This is a genomic window from Candidatus Binataceae bacterium (assembly GCA_035508495.1).
GTDB lineage: Bacteria > Desulfobacterota > Binatia > Binatales > Binataceae > JASHPB01.
Genome location: DATJMX010000077.1, coordinates 110,366 through 126,460, shown reverse-complemented (window position 1 = coordinate 126,460; position 16,095 = coordinate 110,366). Strand labels below are relative to the sequence as shown.

Here is a 16,095-nt window from a genome sequence, read left to right as displayed (position 1 = left end):
GCCGAGTCGTAGCCGCGGTACTCGAGCCGCGCGAGTCCGTCGATCAAGATCGGGCAGGCGTCATTCGTTCCGACATATCCCATAATTCCGCACATAGTCAGTTCCTTTCCCCACGACGGGGCGTTCGATGCGCACGTTAATCGTGCGGCTCGGAACGACCGCGCGCATGCGCGATGCGAAATGGCTGCGGAATTGAGCAGGAGAGTTTAGTCGAACAACTTCAGGGCCTTGCACCCTGCCACTGGAGACGGTTTTTGTCGCGCAGTCACCCGCGCGGTTTGTTCGCCTCTAACGATTATGGAACCGGGAAGCCATCCGCCGAATTTCTCGATAGACTTCCACCTCGTCAACTCGAAGCTACTTCTCGAGTCTGGCGCTACTCTCTAATCCTTCGCTCAGTTCACCTCGTCAGCAAAATCGATTGCGTCGTTCCTTCAAGAATTATCCCGAACGGGGCGCGCGAGTTCAACCCGCTATTGCGAATCCTATTTGCGATGCCGCTCGCCGTTGCCGTCCGGCGTATCGCCGTGACGCTTGCGCCATTGCGCGGTCCATCCCGGCTTTTCGCGCTGCGGATGCTGCGACATCACGAGCGCGCCGTCTGCGACCTCTTGCAGGATCGTCGTGCCCGACGCGACATATACATCGTTGCCGACCTTCACCGGCGCGACGAGCTGAGTATCGCATCCGACCATGCATCGATCGCCGATCTCAGTCTGATGCTTATCGTAGCCGTCATAGTTCACGGTGATAACGCCGCATCCGACGTTGGTATCGCGGCCGATCGTCGCGTCGCCGAGATAGCTCAAATGGCTCGCCTTGCTGCCGCGGCCGATGCGCGCCTTCTTGGTCTCGACGAAATTGCCGATTCGATTTTCGCCTTCGAGATAGGTTCCGGCGCGCAGATTCGCGAACGGACCGATTTCGCATTGGTCGCCGATGATCGCATCTTCGGCCCGCACTCCAAGCTTGAGCAGCGTGCCGCTTCCGATCGTCACGTTGCGGAGCCATGCCGTGCCTTCAATCGTCACGCCCGCGGCGATTTTGCATTGGCCGAGAATCTGCACGTTGGGACCGATTACGCAGTCCGCGCCAATCTCCGCTTCTTCGGAAATATACGCAGTCGCCGGGTCGATGAAGGTTACTCCGGCGTCCATCAATTTTCGATTAGTCGATTCGCGGATTGCAGCTTCCATTTCCGCCATCTCCGTTCGGGAATTTATGCCGGCGAATTCCAGCTCGTTGCTCGCGATCCATGCTTCGACGCCCAGCGACTTCGCGCGCGCAATCGCGACCAGGTCGGTTAAATAATACTCGTTCTGATCGTTGTTGGGCTGAAGCTCACGCAGCGCCTCGCGCAGAAACGATACGTTCGCAAGGTAAACTCCTGTGTTGATTTCACTGATGGTCCGCTCGCGAGGGCTCGCATCGCGCGCTTCAACGATCCTGACCACGCGCCCCGATTCATCGCGCACCACTCGCCCGTAGGCTTTCGGATCGGCGAGTTTGATCGAGATGAAGGACAGCGCCGCGCCGCTCTTGCGATGCGCCGTCGTGAAGGCGCGCAACGTCGCGCCGCCAATCCGCGGCATATCGCCATAAGTTATGAGCACGAGACCATCGAACTGCGCCGGTAAGGCCGTCAGCGCAATGCGGGCGGCATCTCCGGTGCCGCGCTGCGGCTCCTGGAGCGCGAACGCCAGTTGCTCGCGCGGAAATCGCTCGCGTGCCGCGGCTTCCACTTCCTTTGCCTGGTGCCCGACCACGACGACGATTGGCGCCGGTCCGAGCTCCGCGACGGCGCGGATCGCGCGCGCGATCATCGGCCCGCCGCCGAGCCCGTGCAGAACCTTGGCCCGCGCCGAGCGCATCCGCGTGCCCTTTCCGGCGGCCAGAATTATCGCGGCAAGATCCATCGCGCTCAGTCGTACTCGCTATAGTTCGAGACTTTCCACGAGTCGCCGTCCTTGCGCGCGGTGATCATCCAGTTCTTCTGGAACGTGCCGCCCTCGGGCACTTCGATCGTCGCGCGAAACAGGAACTCGACATGATCGGAGGTTTCGCGCTGCGCGGTCAGCTTGTAGTGCACGACCGGTTTTCGCGTCGTGTCATCGATATGCTGACCGGCAGTCAGCTTCATTTCATCGTGCAGCTTGTCGAGCGCGAGCCCGGTGCAGTACGGCTCGGCGCCCTTGAGATCGATCGCGACGTAGTGCTGATCGATGAAGTCGTCGACCACGCCGCGCGCGCTGTTTTTCGAGGTGCATGCGGCGAGCATCGCGAGCATCGCGAACGCTAGCGCCAGATTTAGTCTTCGATTCGCCGCTGCTTTGGTCATTTCTTCTTGAACAGAGCCTCGAGGTTTGTGCGGGCCGCGTTGGCACCCGGCGCTTGCGCGCGCGCGGCGCCGGACGGGATGAAGTATTCGCAGAAGTTGGCGCGATCCTTTTCCACTACGCGTTCGGCCTGGGTCTCGCGGCAGTCATTGTTAAGTCCGGGCTCGTAGAATCCGCAGTTGCGGCAAACATGCAGCGGCCGATCGCATTGCGGACATTCGTCGCGAAAGCCGCCCCGCTCCTTGACCTCGATCGCGCGCCCGCAGTGAAAGCAGTTCATTTGCGCCGCGCCGGGCCCGCAGTTCGATGCTCATATTGAGGACACATACTTTGTCACTCTGGCCGCTCTTGCTAGCATAGCCGCAGGGGACGATAGGGGCGAGCATTGGTAGCAGATATCGAGGCGTTCGTCGCAGCGCTCGGCAAGGCATCGCGAGCTTCGGATAATACCGTGGCGAGCTACCGCCGCGACCTCGTCGGCTTCCGCAATTTTCTGCTCGAACGGCGCAAGAAAGCTGGCAACGACGACGAGCGCGTCGATCCCGGTTCGATTACCGCCGACCACATCCGCGCTTACCTTGCGATGCTGATGAAAACCGCCAGCCGCGCCACCGTGCAGCGGCGTCTCAGTGCGATCAAGGCATTCTTTCGCTATCGCGAAGCCTCGATTGGAGCTCTCAGTCCCGCGCGTGCGATTCGCTCGCCCAAGAGCGAGCGCCGCCTGCCGCGCGTACTGGCCTCGGAAGACGTCGAGCGCGTAATCGAAACCGATGAGCGACCCGGTTCGCCGGCGGGGTTGCGCGATCGCGCGATCATGGAAACGCTCTACTCGGCGGGTCTGCGGGTCAGCGAGCTCGTCTGCCTCGATTGGAGCGATATCGACGAAGAGCTCGGGATGGTGCGCGTGCGGGCAGGCAAGGGCAACAAGGATCGGATCGTACCGATCGGAGAGCCCGCGCTCGATGCGCTGCGAGCGTGGCGCGACGTGATGCCGGATAAAGCGGATCGCGCCGGCGCGGTCATCACCAATCTCAGGGGCGCTAGACTCACGACGCGCAGCGTTGAGAAAATCCTTGCGAGGCGGCTGGAACTTGCGGGGCGTGGCGGACAAATCACACCGCACGGCCTGCGTCACTGCTTCGCGACGCATATGCTCAGCAACGGCGCCGATCTAAGGTCGATCCAGGAGATGCTCGGCCATGCGAGCCTTGCGACGACGCAGCGCTATACGCACGTGAGCGTCAACCATTTGAAAGAGGTCTACAAGCGTGCCCACCCAAGGGCTTGAACCGGGAGCCAAGTTTCGCCACACCACGATTCTGAGCGTGCGCCATCGCGACAGTGTCGTGATGGCTGGCGACGGGCAGGTCAGCGTCGGCCAGACGATCATGAAAAGCACGGCGCGCAAGGTGCGCCGGCTGCATCAGGATCGCGTGCTGGCGGGATTTGCCGGCTCGACCGCCGACGCGATGACGCTGTTCGACAAGTTCGAAGCGAAGCTCCAGGAGTTCAACGGCGTGCTACGCCGCGCCGCAGTCGAGCTCGCCAAGGACTGGCGCACCGACCGGATTCTGCGGCGGCTCGAGGCGATGCTGGTGGTGGCCGATCGCGAAGGCTCGCTTCTGATCTCCGGCGCGGGCGACGTGCTCGAGCCTGACGACGGCATCCTTGCGATCGGCTCGGGCGGCAACTTCGCGCTCGCCGCGGCGCGTGGGATCGTGCGCGTTGCGCCGGCGCTGAGCGCGCGCCAGATCGCCGACGCTTCCATGAAGATCGCATCCGAGATTTGCGTTTACACCAACGCCCAATTCGTCATCGAGGAACTTTGATCGCGATGTCTGTGCCGCAGGTAATGACTCCGCGCGAAATCGTCTCCGAGCTCGATCGCTACATCGTCGGCCAGCACGACGCCAAGCGCTCGGTCGCGATCGCGCTGCGCAACCGGTGGCGCCGTCAGAACGTCGCGCCCGACCTGCGCGACGAAATCGCGCCCAAGAACATACTCATGATCGGTCCGACCGGCGTCGGCAAGACCGAGATCGCGCGAAGGCTCGCTCGGCTGGCGCAGGCGCCGTTCATCAAGGTCGAAGCCTCGCGCTACACCGAGGTCGGCTACGTCGGCCGCGACGTCGAGTCGATGATCCGCGACCTCGCGGAAATCTCGGTTAAGCTGGTGCGCGAGGAAGCGCGCGAACGCGTCGCGCTCAAGGCGCGCGATAACGCCGAGGAGCATCTGCTTGACTTGCTGTTTCCTGCGCCGGCCAAGGTGCGCCGGCCCGCGGTCGTAACGCCCCAGGGCGAGATCGAGCCGCCCGAGAACGGCTCGCACAAGGAGACGCGCGAGAAGCTGCGCAAGCTCCTGCGCGAGGGCATGCTCGACGATCGCGAAGTCGAGATCGAAGTTTCCGCCAATGCCGCGCCGATGGTCGAAGTCCTTGCGCCGCAGGGCATGGAAGAGATGGGCCTCAACATGAAGGAGCTGATGAATCAGCTCATGCCCAAGAAGACGCGCCACCGCAAGGTGAAGATCCAGGAGGCGCTCGAGCTGCTGACGCAGGAGGAAGCGGCGCGGCTGGTCGACATGGAGGCCGTCGCGCAGGAAGCGATTCATCGCGCCGAGCAGTCCGGGATCGTGTTCATCGACGAGATCGACAAGATCGCGGGACGCGACGCGAACCGGGGCGCCGATGTCTCCCGCGAAGGCGTGCAGCGCGACCTGCTGCCGATCGTCGAAGGCTCGACGGTCAACACCAAGTACGGGGCGATCAGGACCGATCACATCCTGTTCGTCGCCTCGGGCGCGTTTCATACTTCCAAACCGTCGGACCTCATCCCCGAATTCCAGGGTCGCTTTCCGATTCGCGTCGAATTGCAGGCTCTGACGCGCGAAGATTTCATCCGCATCCTGACCGAGCCCGAAAATGCGCTCACGCGGCAATATGTCGCGCTGATGGAAACTGAAGGTGTGCATCTCAATTTCACCGAGGATGCGGTCGGCGCGCTCGCCGAAATCGCGGCCGCGGTGAACGCGCGCTCGGAGAATATCGGCGCGCGCCGGTTGCACACCGTCCTCGAGCGCCTGCTCGAGGAGCTCTCCTTCACGGCGCCCGAGATGAACCAGCGCGAGATTACGATCGACGCGGAATACGTCCACGGGCGCCTTGACGCGATCGTCAAGGACGAGGACCTGTCCCGTTACATTTTGTAATCCAGGCGCCCTGTTACCGCGCCATTAAATCGAACGCCCGCGCCATTTGCGCGAGGCGTTCAAGACTGTTTTGATTGCGTTTTCGGAGTAGAGAAAAAGGACGTGCAGCAAGACCTGATTAAACGGGCCGAGATGCTGATCGAGGCCCTGCCGTACATCAAACGGTTTCGCGGCAAAACCTTCGTCATCAAGTATGGCGGCCATGCGATGACCACGCAGGAGTTGCGCGAGAGCTTTGCGCAGGAAGTCGTGCTGCTCGATCTCGTCGGCATCAATCCGGTGGTCGTGCATGGCGGCGGCCCGCAGATCACCGAACTGATCGGCAAGCTCGGACTGCCGTCGAAGTTCGTGCGCGGACTGCGCGTCACTGACGCCGAAACGATGGAAGCCGCCGAGATGGTGCTGCAGCGCATCAACAAGGATCTCGTCGCCACGATCTCGCGCCAGGGCGGCCGCGCCGTTGGCTTGTCAGGCAAGGACGGCGACCTGATTCACGCGCGCAAACTGGAGATGACGATCACCGACGAACACGGCAAACGCGAGCGCGTTGATATCGGCCTCGTCGGTGAAGTCGCACAGATCAATCCCGAAGTCGTGCGCACGCTTGAGGCCGCGAACTTCATCTCGGTCATCGCGCCGACCGGAGTTGATCGCACCGGCCAGACTTACAACATCAATGCTGACACGGCCGCGGGCGAGATCGCCGGCGCGCTCAAGGCTGAAAAATTCATTCTCATGACCGACGTCGAAGGCGTGAAGGACGCCGACGGCAAGCTGCTGTCGACGCTCGACTCCGCCGAGGCCAAGCGCATGATCGCTAACGGCGTGATCAGCGAGGGCATGATTCCCAAGGTCGAGTGCTGCATCGAGGCGCTCTCCAATGGCGTCTCGAAGGCCCACATCATCGACGGCCGGGTGCGCCACGCGGTGCTGCTCGAAATTTTCACCCGCTCCGGTATCGGTACCGAAGTCGTGCGGCGCAAAGCGCGCGTGTCCAATCTGAACGAGGAATCGCGCAACGCCCGCGAGTCCAAGGCTTAACTGGCGGTCAACAAACGATGAACAACGCCGAAATTGTCGAACTCACTCATCAGAATCTGGTCGATGTGTACGGATGCCTGCCGATCGCGTGGAGCCGCGGCCATGGCGCGTATCTCTACGATGCCGACGGCAACCGCTATCTCGACCTCTTCTGCGGTCTCGCCGTCACCAACCTGGGACACGGCAATCCGCGCGTCGTGCGCGCGATCAAGGATCAGGCTGAAAAACTAACGCACGTCTCCAACGTGTTTCATACCGAGCCGACCGCGCGTCTGGCGGAACGGCTCGCGCACCGGTTCGGCAACGGACGCGTGTTCTTCGGCAACTCGGGCGCCGAGGCCAACGAAGCCGCGATCAAACTAGCTCGCCGCTGGGGCCACAACGAAGGCGGCGGCCGCTACGAGATCATCGCGACGCTCGGCTCGTTCCACGGCCGCACCCTCGCCACGCTGAGCGCGACCGGCCAGGAAAAATATCACCAGGGTTTTCAGCCGCTCGTTCCCGGCTTCCCGCTGGTAGCGTTTGACGACATCGCCGCGCTCGAGCGCGCGCGCAACGAACGCTCAGTCGCTGTGATGGTCGAGCCGATCCAGGGCGAAGGCGGTGTCGTCGTACCCAAGATCGACTATCTGAAGCGGGTGCGCGAGTTCTGCGATCGCAACAAGATGCTGCTGATACTCGACGAGATTCAGACCGGCGTCGGACGCACCGGCAAGTTCTTCGCCTACGAGCATGCGGGCCTCAAGCCCGACATCGTGACGCTTGCGAAGGCGCTCGGCGGCGGTATTCCGATTGGCGCGATGATCGCGCGCAAGGAGATCGCCGCGAGCTTCACCCCCGGCAGTCACGGCACGACCTTCGGCGGAAATCCGGTCGCGACCGCTGCGGCCAACGCCGTGCTCGACGCGATCGAGCAGGACGGCGTGCTCGAAAACGCAACTGAAGTGGGCGCTTACATCCTCGAGCGGCTGCGCAAGTTCGCCCAGGGCCGCGATCGTATCGTCGAGGTTCGCGGCCTCGGGATGATGATCGGCGTAGTGCTGAGGCACGATGCGCGCCCGATCGTTGACGCCTGTCTGCGCGACAAGCTGATCGTCAACGGCACCGCGGGCAACGTGCTGCGCCTGCTGCCACCGTTGAATCTCACGCGCGAGGAAGCTGACGCCGCGCTCGAGATCATCGAGAACGCGCTCACTACGACGACGGTTGCAAAGTAGACGATGGCGGCCTCGATGAAGCATCAGGCGCGCTCGCAGGCGCCGTCGAAGCGCGACTTCCTCGACATGTCGTCGCTCTCAAAGGCCGAGCTCGATGGTCTGCTCGCGCTCTCAGCGCGGATGAAGGCGGAGCTCAAGGCGGGCCTCGAGCATCCGTACCTGCGCGGCAAAACGCTCGCGATGATTTTCCAGAAGCCCTCGCTGCGCACGCGTATCACGTTCGAGACCGGGATGGCGCAGCTCGGCGGTCACGCGATCTATCTCGCGCCGAACGACATCGGTATAGGCGAGCGCGAGTCGGTAAAGGACGTCGCGCGTAACATGGCGCGCGTCGTCGATCTGATCATGATTCGTACGTTCACCCACGAAACCTGCGTCGAGCTCGCGCGCGAATCGAGCGTGCCCGTCATCAACGCGCTCACCGATTTGCTGCATCCGTGCCAGGTGCTCGCCGATCTGCTGACGCTGCAAGAGCGCTTCGGCCGCGACCTGCGCAAGCTGCGCGTTGCCTTCGTTGGCGATGGCTTCAACATGGCGCATTCGTGGATCGAAGCTGCCGCCCTCGCCGGCTTCGAGCTGCGTCTCGCGTGTCCCAAGGGATACGAGCCTGACAAGCAGTTTATGCAGATGTTCCGGCGGGCGGAGTGCGGAATTCTCACGAACGATCCGATCGAAGCCGTCAAAGGCGCGGACGTTGTCTACACCGATACGTGGACTTCGATGGGCCGCGAAAAGGAAGCCGCGCAGCGGCGCAAGGACTTCAAGGGCTTCCAGGTGAACTCCGCGTTGATGAAGCAGGCGACACCCGGCGCGATCGTGATGCACTGCCTGCCGGCGCATCGCGGCGAGGAAATCACCGACGATGTCATCGATGGGCCGCGCTCGGCCGTGCTCGACGAGGCTGAGAACCGCCTGCACGCGCAGAAGGCCGTGATGGTCTGGCTGCTGCGCCCGGAAGTGCTGCAGATCGCATCGGAACAAGACTGAAATTGGGGAGTCGACTTTTGGCGACCGAGAAAATCAAGAAACTGGTGCTCGCTTATTCGGGCGGCCTCGATACTTCTGTGATCCTGAGCTGGGCCAAGGATCACTTCGGATGCGAAATCGTCGCGTACTGCGCCGACGTCGGCCAGGCCGAGGAAACCGAAGGACTCGAAGCAAAGGCTCTCAAGACCGGCGCGAGCAAGCTCATCATTGCTGATCTGCGCGAGGAGTTCGCGCGCGACTTCGTCTTCCCGATGCTGCGCGCCAACGCGATTTACGAGGGCTACTACCTGATGGGTACCTCGATCGCGCGCCCGGTGATCGCCAAGAAGCAGGTTGAGATCGCGCGCGCCGAAGGCGCCGATGCGGTCGGGCATGGTTCCACCGGCAAAGGCAACGACCAAGTGCGCTTTGAGATGACTTTCGCGCGGCTTGCGCCCGATCTGAAAGTCATCGCGCCGTGGCGCCGCAGCGATTGGCCGTTCGTCGGCCGCGCCGACATGATAGCCTACGCCGACGAGAAGAAAATCCCGGTCGAGGCGACCAAAGAGAAGCCTTACTCGATGGATCGCAACCTCGTGCACATCAGCTACGAGGGCGGCATCCTCGAGGATCCCTGGCGCGAGGCGTACAACGATATGTTCCGCCTGACGGTCGCGCCCGAGGATGCGCCGAACACGCCCGAGCACATCGAGATCGAATACGAGCACGGCGATCCGATTGCGATAAACGGCGAGCGCCTCGGCCCGGCGAAGATCATCGAGCGCGCCAACGAGATCGGCGGCCGCCACGGCATCGGCCGCATCGACATGGTCGAGAACCGCTACGTCGGCATCAAGTCGCGCGGCGTGTATGAGAGCCCCGGAATCACACTCTTGATGCATGGGCATCGCGGCGTCGAGCAGCTAACCCTCGACCGCGAGGTGATGCATCTGCGCGATTCGCTCGTCTCGCGCTACGCCGAGATGGTGTACAACGGTTTCTGGTTTGCGCCCGAGCGCGAGGCGCTGCAGGCATTCATCGACGAAACGCAGAGGAACGTGAACGGTGTGACGCGGCTCAAGCTGTACAAGGGTCTGGCGACGATCGCGGGCCGCAAGTCGCCGAATTCGCTCTACGACATGAAGATGGTGAGCTTCGAAGAGGCGGGTGGTTATCAGCAGGCCGACGCGACCGGGCTGATTCGCCTGGCAGGAATGAGGTTGCGAGCGCTCGCGCAATCGAGCGCAAAGAGCTAACCTCTCACGCCGCAGGAAAGGAATTTGGGCAAGGTAATCCCGTTCAAACCGCCGCGCCCACAGCCGAAGATCGTTCCGCGACCGCGCGCGGGAGAATGCGAGCGCTGCCATCACAAGCTCGACGTGCACATCAAGCATCCTGACGGATCGATCAGCTGCGCCGCGCGCGGCTGCACCTGCCGTTCCCCCGCCGCGGAGTGAAACGCACCCGCCCAGTTTGATCGAATCAATGATCGCCTCTTTTATAACCGCTCTCGTTTTGCGAGCGCGGTTGTTCGGAAACAGCTTGCTAACCTATGCCGCGTAAGTCTTCCAAGTCGAAATCCGGAACCGGCAACATCATCCGCGGGCGCTTTGCCAAGGGACGATTGCCCGAGGTTGAAAGGTTTACAGCATCGCTGCCCTTCGATCGGCGGCTCTATCGCCATGACATTCTTGGCTCAATTGCGCACGCGCGGATGCTCGCAAAGATCGGACTTCTCACCCGCGCAGAGTTGGCGGCAATCACTCGCGGCCTCGAGCAGATCCGCACCGAAATCGACGCCGGCCGCTTCAAGTTCGATATAGCCGACGAGGACATTCATCTATCTATCGAGCGCCGTCTCATCGCGCTTACCGGCGACGCGGGCCGCAAGCTGCACACGGCGCGCTCGCGCAACGACCAGGTCGCGCTCGATCTCCGGCTCTACCTCCGCGACGAGATCGCCGAAGTGGTGGCGCTGATCTCCGGATTGCGCAAGGCGCTGACGAACCTGGCGCACCGGCATGTCGAAACCGTCATGCCCGGCTACACGCATCTGCAGCGCGCGCAGCCCGTGTCGCTCGCGCATCATCTGCTCGCGTACGTGGAGATGCTGGGCCGCGATCGCGAGCGCTTCGCGCAAGCCGCAGCGCGCACCGCCGTGATGCCGCTCGGCGCGGGCGCGCTCGCGGGTACAACGCTGCCTATTGATCGCAAGTTCGTCGCGCGCGAACTCGGCTTCCGCGCGATCACCGCCAACACGATGGACTCGGTGTCCGATCGCGATTTCGTCGTCGATTTTCTCTCCGCCGCAGCCCTGCTCGCGGTCCACACGTCGCGCATGAGCGAGGAGATCATTCTCTGGACGACGTCGGAGTTCGCGTTCGCCTCGCTGCCCGACGAATTTTCAACCGGCAGCTCGATGATGCCGCAGAAGAAGAATCCTGACCTGCTCGAGCTGATTCGCGGCAAGACTGGGCGCGTGGTCGGCGACCTGGTCGCGATGCTGACAACGCTCAAGGGCTTGCCGCTCGCCTACAACTCCGATCTCCAGGAAGACAAGGAACGCGTCTTTGACGCGCTCGACACGATCAAGCCGACGCTCGGCCTGCTGGCGAAGTTCTGGCCGATGCTGCGCTTCGATACCCGTCGCATGCGCGACGCGGCCGGCGGCTATGCGCTTGCGACCGATCTCGCCGAGTACCTTGTCAGCCATGGGATGCCGTTTCGTGAGGCCCATGAGATCGTCGGCGCGCTCGTGCGCGAGGCGGTCGAGGCAGGCAAGCCGCTCGAGTCTCTTACTGCCGAAGATCTGCGGCGGCATTCCGATGCGTTCGGCGTCGACGCGACCTCGATTCTTAGCGCCGAGCAGTCGCTCGCCCGTCGCGCGATCGACGGTGGTCCTGCACCCGCAACAGTGAGGCGCCGCCTGAAGGAGCTCGGGGGCTCGTGAAGCGCGAGATAAAAATTACCGCGATCGCTCTGATCGCGACCGCAGCAACCGCACTGTGGCTGGGATGCGGTGTGAAATCGCCGCCGATCCCGCCCGAGTACGCGCGGCCCGAGCAGATCCTCGATTTACAGGCGACCACGCCGCGCGCGGGGATACGAGTCGTATGGCATCGGCCCGAGCGCTACGCCGGTGGCACGCAGATGCGCGATCTCGCGGGCTTCACGCTGACGCGCGCGGAGAGCGACGGACCGTATGTGAAGATCGCCGACGTTCCGGTCACCGACCAGGGACGCTTCCAGCAGCAGAAAACGTTCGTCTACATCGATCAAAGCACGGAGGTCGGCAAAACGTATCACTATCAGGTCGTATCGAACACGACTGACGGTTATGTGAGCAAACCGTCGAACACCGCGACCGTGATAAGGCGCATTCCGCCGCCGCCGCCGAATCCGGAGACCTACCAGCTCCCGACGCCGACGCCGATTCCTTAAGCCGTTTATTCGCGTTGCCGCGCTGTGATAAAACCGTCTCTCACTGCCCTTTTGACGACCCGGCTGTGACGCCGATTTCCACATGAATTACTTCGAATACAAGAACGATCAACTCTACGCCGAGGATGTGCCTCTCGCCGAGCTCGCAAGCCGCGTCGGCACGCCCCTTTACGTCTACAGCACGCGGACGCTGCGCCGTCATTTTCGCGTCTTTGACGAGGCCTTCGCGGGCACCGACCATCTCATCTGCTACGCCATGAAGGCGCTGTCGAACCTCAGCATCCTGAAGCTGTTCGCCTCGATGGGCGCCGGTTTCGACATTGTTTCGGTGGGCGAGCTGATGCGATGCCTGCGCGTCGGCGCGGATCCAAAAAAGATCGTTTTTTCAGGCGTGGGCAAGACCGACGAGGAGATCGCAGCGGCTCTGGAAGCCGGCATCCTCATGATCAACGTCGAGTCGCGCCCCGAGCTGCATCGGATCGCGGAAGTCGCGGGCCGCATGAAGCGCAGTGCGCCCGTCAGCCTGCGCGTCAATCCCGATCTCGATCCCGGCACCCATCCACACATCTCGACCGGGCATCGCGACAGCAAGTTTGGCATTCCGCTTTCGCAGGTCGACGAGTATTACGCCGAAGCTCGCAGCCTCAAGAATCTCGAGCTGGTCGGGCTCAGCACGCATATCGGATCGCAGATCACCGAAGTTGGACCGTTTGCCGAAGAGGGGCAGAAGGTCGCCGCGATCGTGAAGCGCCTGCGCACCGCGGGCATCAGTCTCAAGTATCTCGACCTGGGCGGCGGACTCGGAATCCCCTACCAGGAATCGCCGCCGCCGCCGTCGGAATATGCGGCCTCACTGCTGCCTCCGCTGCGCGATCTCGGACTCAAGCTGATCACCGAGCCAGGTCGCGTGATGGTCGGCAATGCCGGCGTGCTCGTGACGCGCGTGCTCTATATCAAGGAAACCGACGTGAAGCGTTTCGTCGTGATCGACGGTGCGATGAACGATCTGATTCGGCCTGTGCTCTACGAAGCGTACCACGAGATTCGTCCGGTCGATCGCCGCGCGGGCGGCAAGGCGTTCATCGCCGACGTCGTCGGACCAGTATGCGAGAGCGGCGATTTCTTTGCGCGCGAGCGCGAGATGGCCGAGCCGAAGCCCGGTGACCTGCTCGCCGTGATGAGCGCGGGTGCCTACGGTTTCGTGATGGCCTCGAACTACAACAGCAGACCGCGCGCCGCCGAGATCCTCGTCGACGGTAAGGACGTGCATATCATCCGCGATCGCGACAGCTTCGACGACATCGTGCGCGGCGAGCACATCGTCGAGCTGCGCCGCGAGTGAGCTGAGCGATGCCCGCGCTGGATTTCACCAAGATGCACGGCTGCGGCAACGACTATATCTACGTCGTTGCGACCCGTGCGCGCCCTGTCGATCCCGCTAAGTTGTCGCAGCGAATTTCCGATCGTCATTTTGGCATCGGCGGCGATGGCCTAATCATGCTCACGCCCTCGCACGCCGGCGACATCCGGATGGAGATGTACAACGCCGACGGCAGCCGCGGCGACATGTGCGGCAACGGTATCCGATGCCTCGCGCGACTCGCATGGGATCGCGGGATCGTCAAAGCCAATCCGATGGTGGTCGAGACCGATGCGGGTCTCAAAACAGTCGCGCTCAACTTCGATGGCGACCGCTTGGTCGGCGCCACCGTCGATATGGGCGAGCCGATTCTCGATGGCCGCCGTATCCCGGTGAACGACGACGGTCGGATCATCAACTATCCGCTCGAAGTCGACGGCCGCAAGGAAATTATCACTGCGGTCTCGATGGGCAATCCGCACTGCGTATTGTTCGTTCCCAACTCGGCGGTGTTTCAGCTGCAGGATCTCGATTTCGCGGCGCTGGGCCGCAAGTTCGAGCATCATGGGTTTTTCCCGAAACGCGTTAACACCGAGTTTATCCTGCCGGTCTCGCGACGCCATCTTAAGATGCGCGTGTGGGAGCGCGGCTCCGGCGAGACCTGGGCCTGCGGCACGGGCGCATGCGCGGCGCTGGTCGCAGCCGTGCTCACCGATCGCGCGGAACGCAAGGCGAAGGTCGAGTTGCGCGGCGGCACGCTCGAAATCGAATGGCGCGAGAGCGGCGCCGACGCCAATCACGTTTTCATGAGCGGCGAAGCGATCGAAGTCTTTCGCGGCGAAGTCGAAGTCGGAGAGGGAGAAATCGTTCCGGTCGCCTGACCGGTCGGAGGCAGCATTCAGATGTTCACTGGCGCGTTGACGGCGATCATTACGCCGTTTCGCGATGGCGCGGTTGATGAGCCCGCGCTGCGCGAATTAATCGAGTGGCAGATTGCCGAAGGAATCGACGGCCTCGTGCCGTGCGGCTCGACCGGAGAATCCTCCACGCTCACCCATGCCGAGCACGAACATGTGATCAGGATCACGATCGAGCAGACGCGCAAGCGTGTCCCGGTCGTCGCCGGCACCGGCTCCAACGCCACGGCAGAGGCAGTGCGCCTGACGCGCGCCGCGCAGGAGATGGGCGCCGATGGCGCTCTCCTGATTTGCCCGTACTACAACCGGCCCACCCAGGAGGGCATCTTCCGTCACTTCAAGACGATCGCGCAGTCAGCCGACATGCCGCTGCTGGTTTACAACATCCCGAGCCGTACTGGCTCGAACATCGCGCCCGAAACCTTTGCGCGCCTGGTCGAAATCAAGAACATCGTCGGCGCCAAGGAAGCGACCGGCTCGATGGATCAAGTCTCCGACATCATTCGCCTGTGCGGCGAAAAGCTCACGATCCTTTCCGGCGACGACGCGCTCACGCTGCCGATCATCGCACTCGGCGGCAAGGGCGTTATCACGACTATCGGCAACGTGCTGCCGAAGCAGATGCATGACCTCGCTGGCGCCGCCGTCGCCGGCAACTTCGAGTTCGCGCGCGAGGCGCACTACAAGATGTTGCCGCTGATACGCGCGCTGTTCATCGAAACCAATCCGATCCCGGTCAAGCAGGCGATGGCAATGATGGGCAAGTGCGCCAACGAACTGCGCATGCCGCTCATTCCGATGTCGCCGCCGGCCGCGGAACGGCTTCATCTCGTGATGAAGGAGATGAACCTCATCTAGCGCGCGGCGGCGCCGTCGATCGCGGTGCCGGTGTTCCATCCGATCTCAGTCAGGAACCGATCAACCGTGGCGGCAAATTCATTCGGCCTTTCGAGATGAGCGGCGTGGCCGGCATCGAAAAGCTCGACCCGGAGGTCGGGAAATTTCCTGACCGTCGGTTCGTTTCGCTTCCATTGCACGAGCTGATCGTTCTTCGCCCACGCCGCCAGCACGCGGCTGTAGTACGTCCGATAGGCGGCGGGAAACCACCACGCGCCGCGCGCTCCCGCTTTGAAGAACTGGATCACGAGACCGAGGGCAATGCGGCCCATTCGATCGTTTATGACATCCAACCCGCCTGGATTTTCGAGCACAATCCCGGCGACGCGCTCGGGATGCGAAGCTGCATACTGAACGGCGGCCGCGCCGCCGATTGAATTGCCGATCAGAACCGCGCGATCGATTCGCGCTGCATCTACGAACCTCGCGAGCACTTCGGCATAGCGCCTCGCGATCGCGCGCAGCGCCGCCGCCAGATCAAGATGATGACACGGCTGAGGGGAGGTCCTGTCGTAGCGGGGCAGGCTGAGCGCGACGCGGTTCAGCTCTTCACCGTGGAGCGCACCTGCGACGCGATCGCGGAGGACGAGGTGAAAGCGCTCGGCCTTTCGACCGCGCGCGTCCTCGACCTGCTGCGCGAGGTCGTCGCGCGCTCGCTCGCGAACGCGCCGAGAATGAAAGCGGCCGGACATGCCGGCCGCCTTCGATAACT

General features: G+C 62.8%; 16 protein-coding genes. 12 read left to right on the top strand and 4 right to left on the bottom strand.

All coding sequences use genetic code 11. The features are described from left to right. Positions 1–485 precede the first annotated feature (485 nt). The 3 genes from glmU to VMA09_22770 are packed head-to-tail and all read right to left on the bottom strand — an operon-like array spanning position 486 to position 2,616. Positions 486–1,916: a bifunctional UDP-N-acetylglucosamine diphosphorylase/glucosamine-1-phosphate N-acetyltransferase GlmU gene (gene glmU, locus VMA09_22780; protein ID HUA36449.1), complete on the bottom strand. Its 1,431-nt coding sequence runs from the start codon at positions 1,914–1,916 to the stop codon at positions 486–488. A gap of 5 nt (positions 1,917–1,921) precedes the next feature. Further along, entirely contained in the window at positions 1,922–2,338 is a 417-nt protein-coding gene (locus tag VMA09_22775) for a hypothetical protein (protein HUA36448.1), read from the bottom strand. Next, a complete protein-coding gene (locus VMA09_22770) occupies positions 2,335–2,616 on the bottom strand; it encodes a hypothetical protein (GenBank protein HUA36447.1) in 282 nt (93 codons plus the stop codon). The genes VMA09_22775 and VMA09_22770 overlap by 4 nt, the downstream gene beginning before the upstream one ends. Before the next feature lie 105 nt (positions 2,617–2,721). On the opposite strand from VMA09_22770, the gene VMA09_22765 reads away from it, so the two are divergent. The 12 genes from VMA09_22765 to dapA all read left to right on the top strand — a co-directional run bounded on the left by VMA09_22765 (position 2,722) and on the right by dapA (position 15,344). Continuing rightward, the gene (locus tag VMA09_22765) at positions 2,722–3,624 is read left to right on the top strand and encodes a tyrosine-type recombinase/integrase (GenBank protein ID HUA36446.1); all 903 of its coding nucleotides are present in this window, start codon (positions 2,722–2,724) and stop codon (positions 3,622–3,624) included. Further along, on the top strand, positions 3,605–4,165 hold the full coding sequence (hslV, locus tag VMA09_22760) for an ATP-dependent protease subunit HslV (GenBank protein HUA36445.1): 561 nt from the start codon (positions 3,605–3,607) through the stop codon (positions 4,163–4,165). Before VMA09_22765 ends, hslV begins: the two co-directional genes overlap by 20 nt. 5 nt (positions 4,166–4,170) lie before the next feature. Further along, the gene (hslU, locus tag VMA09_22755; protein ID HUA36444.1) at positions 4,171–5,544 is read left to right on the top strand and encodes an ATP-dependent protease ATPase subunit HslU; all 1,374 of its coding nucleotides are present in this window, start codon (positions 4,171–4,173) and stop codon (positions 5,542–5,544) included. A gap of 132 nt (positions 5,545–5,676) precedes the next feature. Then, on the top strand, positions 5,677–6,585 hold the full coding sequence (gene argB, locus VMA09_22750) for an acetylglutamate kinase (protein HUA36443.1): 909 nt from the start codon (positions 5,677–5,679) through the stop codon (positions 6,583–6,585). Between the two features lie 17 nt (positions 6,586–6,602). Next, positions 6,603–7,802 carry an acetylornithine transaminase gene (locus VMA09_22745; protein ID HUA36442.1) on the top strand — a complete coding sequence of 400 codons (1,200 nt, stop codon included), beginning with the start codon at positions 6,603–6,605 and terminating at the stop codon, positions 7,800–7,802. A gap of 3 nt (positions 7,803–7,805) precedes the next feature. After that, positions 7,806–8,789: an ornithine carbamoyltransferase gene (gene argF / locus VMA09_22740; GenBank protein HUA36441.1), complete on the top strand. Its 984-nt coding sequence runs from the start codon at positions 7,806–7,808 to the stop codon at positions 8,787–8,789. 17 nt (positions 8,790–8,806) lie between these two features. Continuing rightward, a complete protein-coding gene (locus VMA09_22735; GenBank protein HUA36440.1) occupies positions 8,807–10,024 on the top strand; it encodes an argininosuccinate synthase in 1,218 nt (405 codons plus the stop codon). A gap of 296 nt (positions 10,025–10,320) precedes the next feature. Continuing rightward, on the top strand, positions 10,321–11,718 hold the full coding sequence (argH, locus tag VMA09_22730; protein HUA36439.1) for an argininosuccinate lyase: 1,398 nt from the start codon (positions 10,321–10,323) through the stop codon (positions 11,716–11,718). Further along, positions 11,715–12,209, top strand: a complete 495-nt coding sequence (locus VMA09_22725; protein HUA36438.1) for a hypothetical protein — start codon at positions 11,715–11,717, stop codon at positions 12,207–12,209. The genes argH and VMA09_22725 overlap by 4 nt, the downstream gene beginning before the upstream one ends. A gap of 82 nt (positions 12,210–12,291) precedes the next feature. Then, positions 12,292–13,551 (top strand): diaminopimelate decarboxylase, encoded by a 1,260-nt coding sequence (lysA, locus tag VMA09_22720; GenBank protein HUA36437.1) that lies wholly within the window; start codon positions 12,292–12,294, stop codon positions 13,549–13,551. A gap of 8 nt (positions 13,552–13,559) precedes the next feature. Continuing rightward, on the top strand, positions 13,560–14,450 hold the full coding sequence (gene dapF, locus VMA09_22715) for a diaminopimelate epimerase (protein HUA36436.1): 891 nt from the start codon (positions 13,560–13,562) through the stop codon (positions 14,448–14,450). Positions 14,451–14,471: 21 nt separating this feature from the next. Then, a complete protein-coding gene (gene dapA, locus VMA09_22710) occupies positions 14,472–15,344 on the top strand; it encodes a 4-hydroxy-tetrahydrodipicolinate synthase (GenBank protein ID HUA36435.1) in 873 nt (290 codons plus the stop codon). On the opposite strand, the gene VMA09_22705 is transcribed toward dapA, so the two are convergent. Then, positions 15,341–16,075: an alpha/beta fold hydrolase gene (locus VMA09_22705; protein HUA36434.1), complete on the bottom strand. Its 735-nt coding sequence runs from the start codon at positions 16,073–16,075 to the stop codon at positions 15,341–15,343. The two genes, dapA and VMA09_22705, sit on opposite strands and share 4 nt — an antisense overlap. Positions 16,076–16,095: the final 20 nt, after the last annotated feature.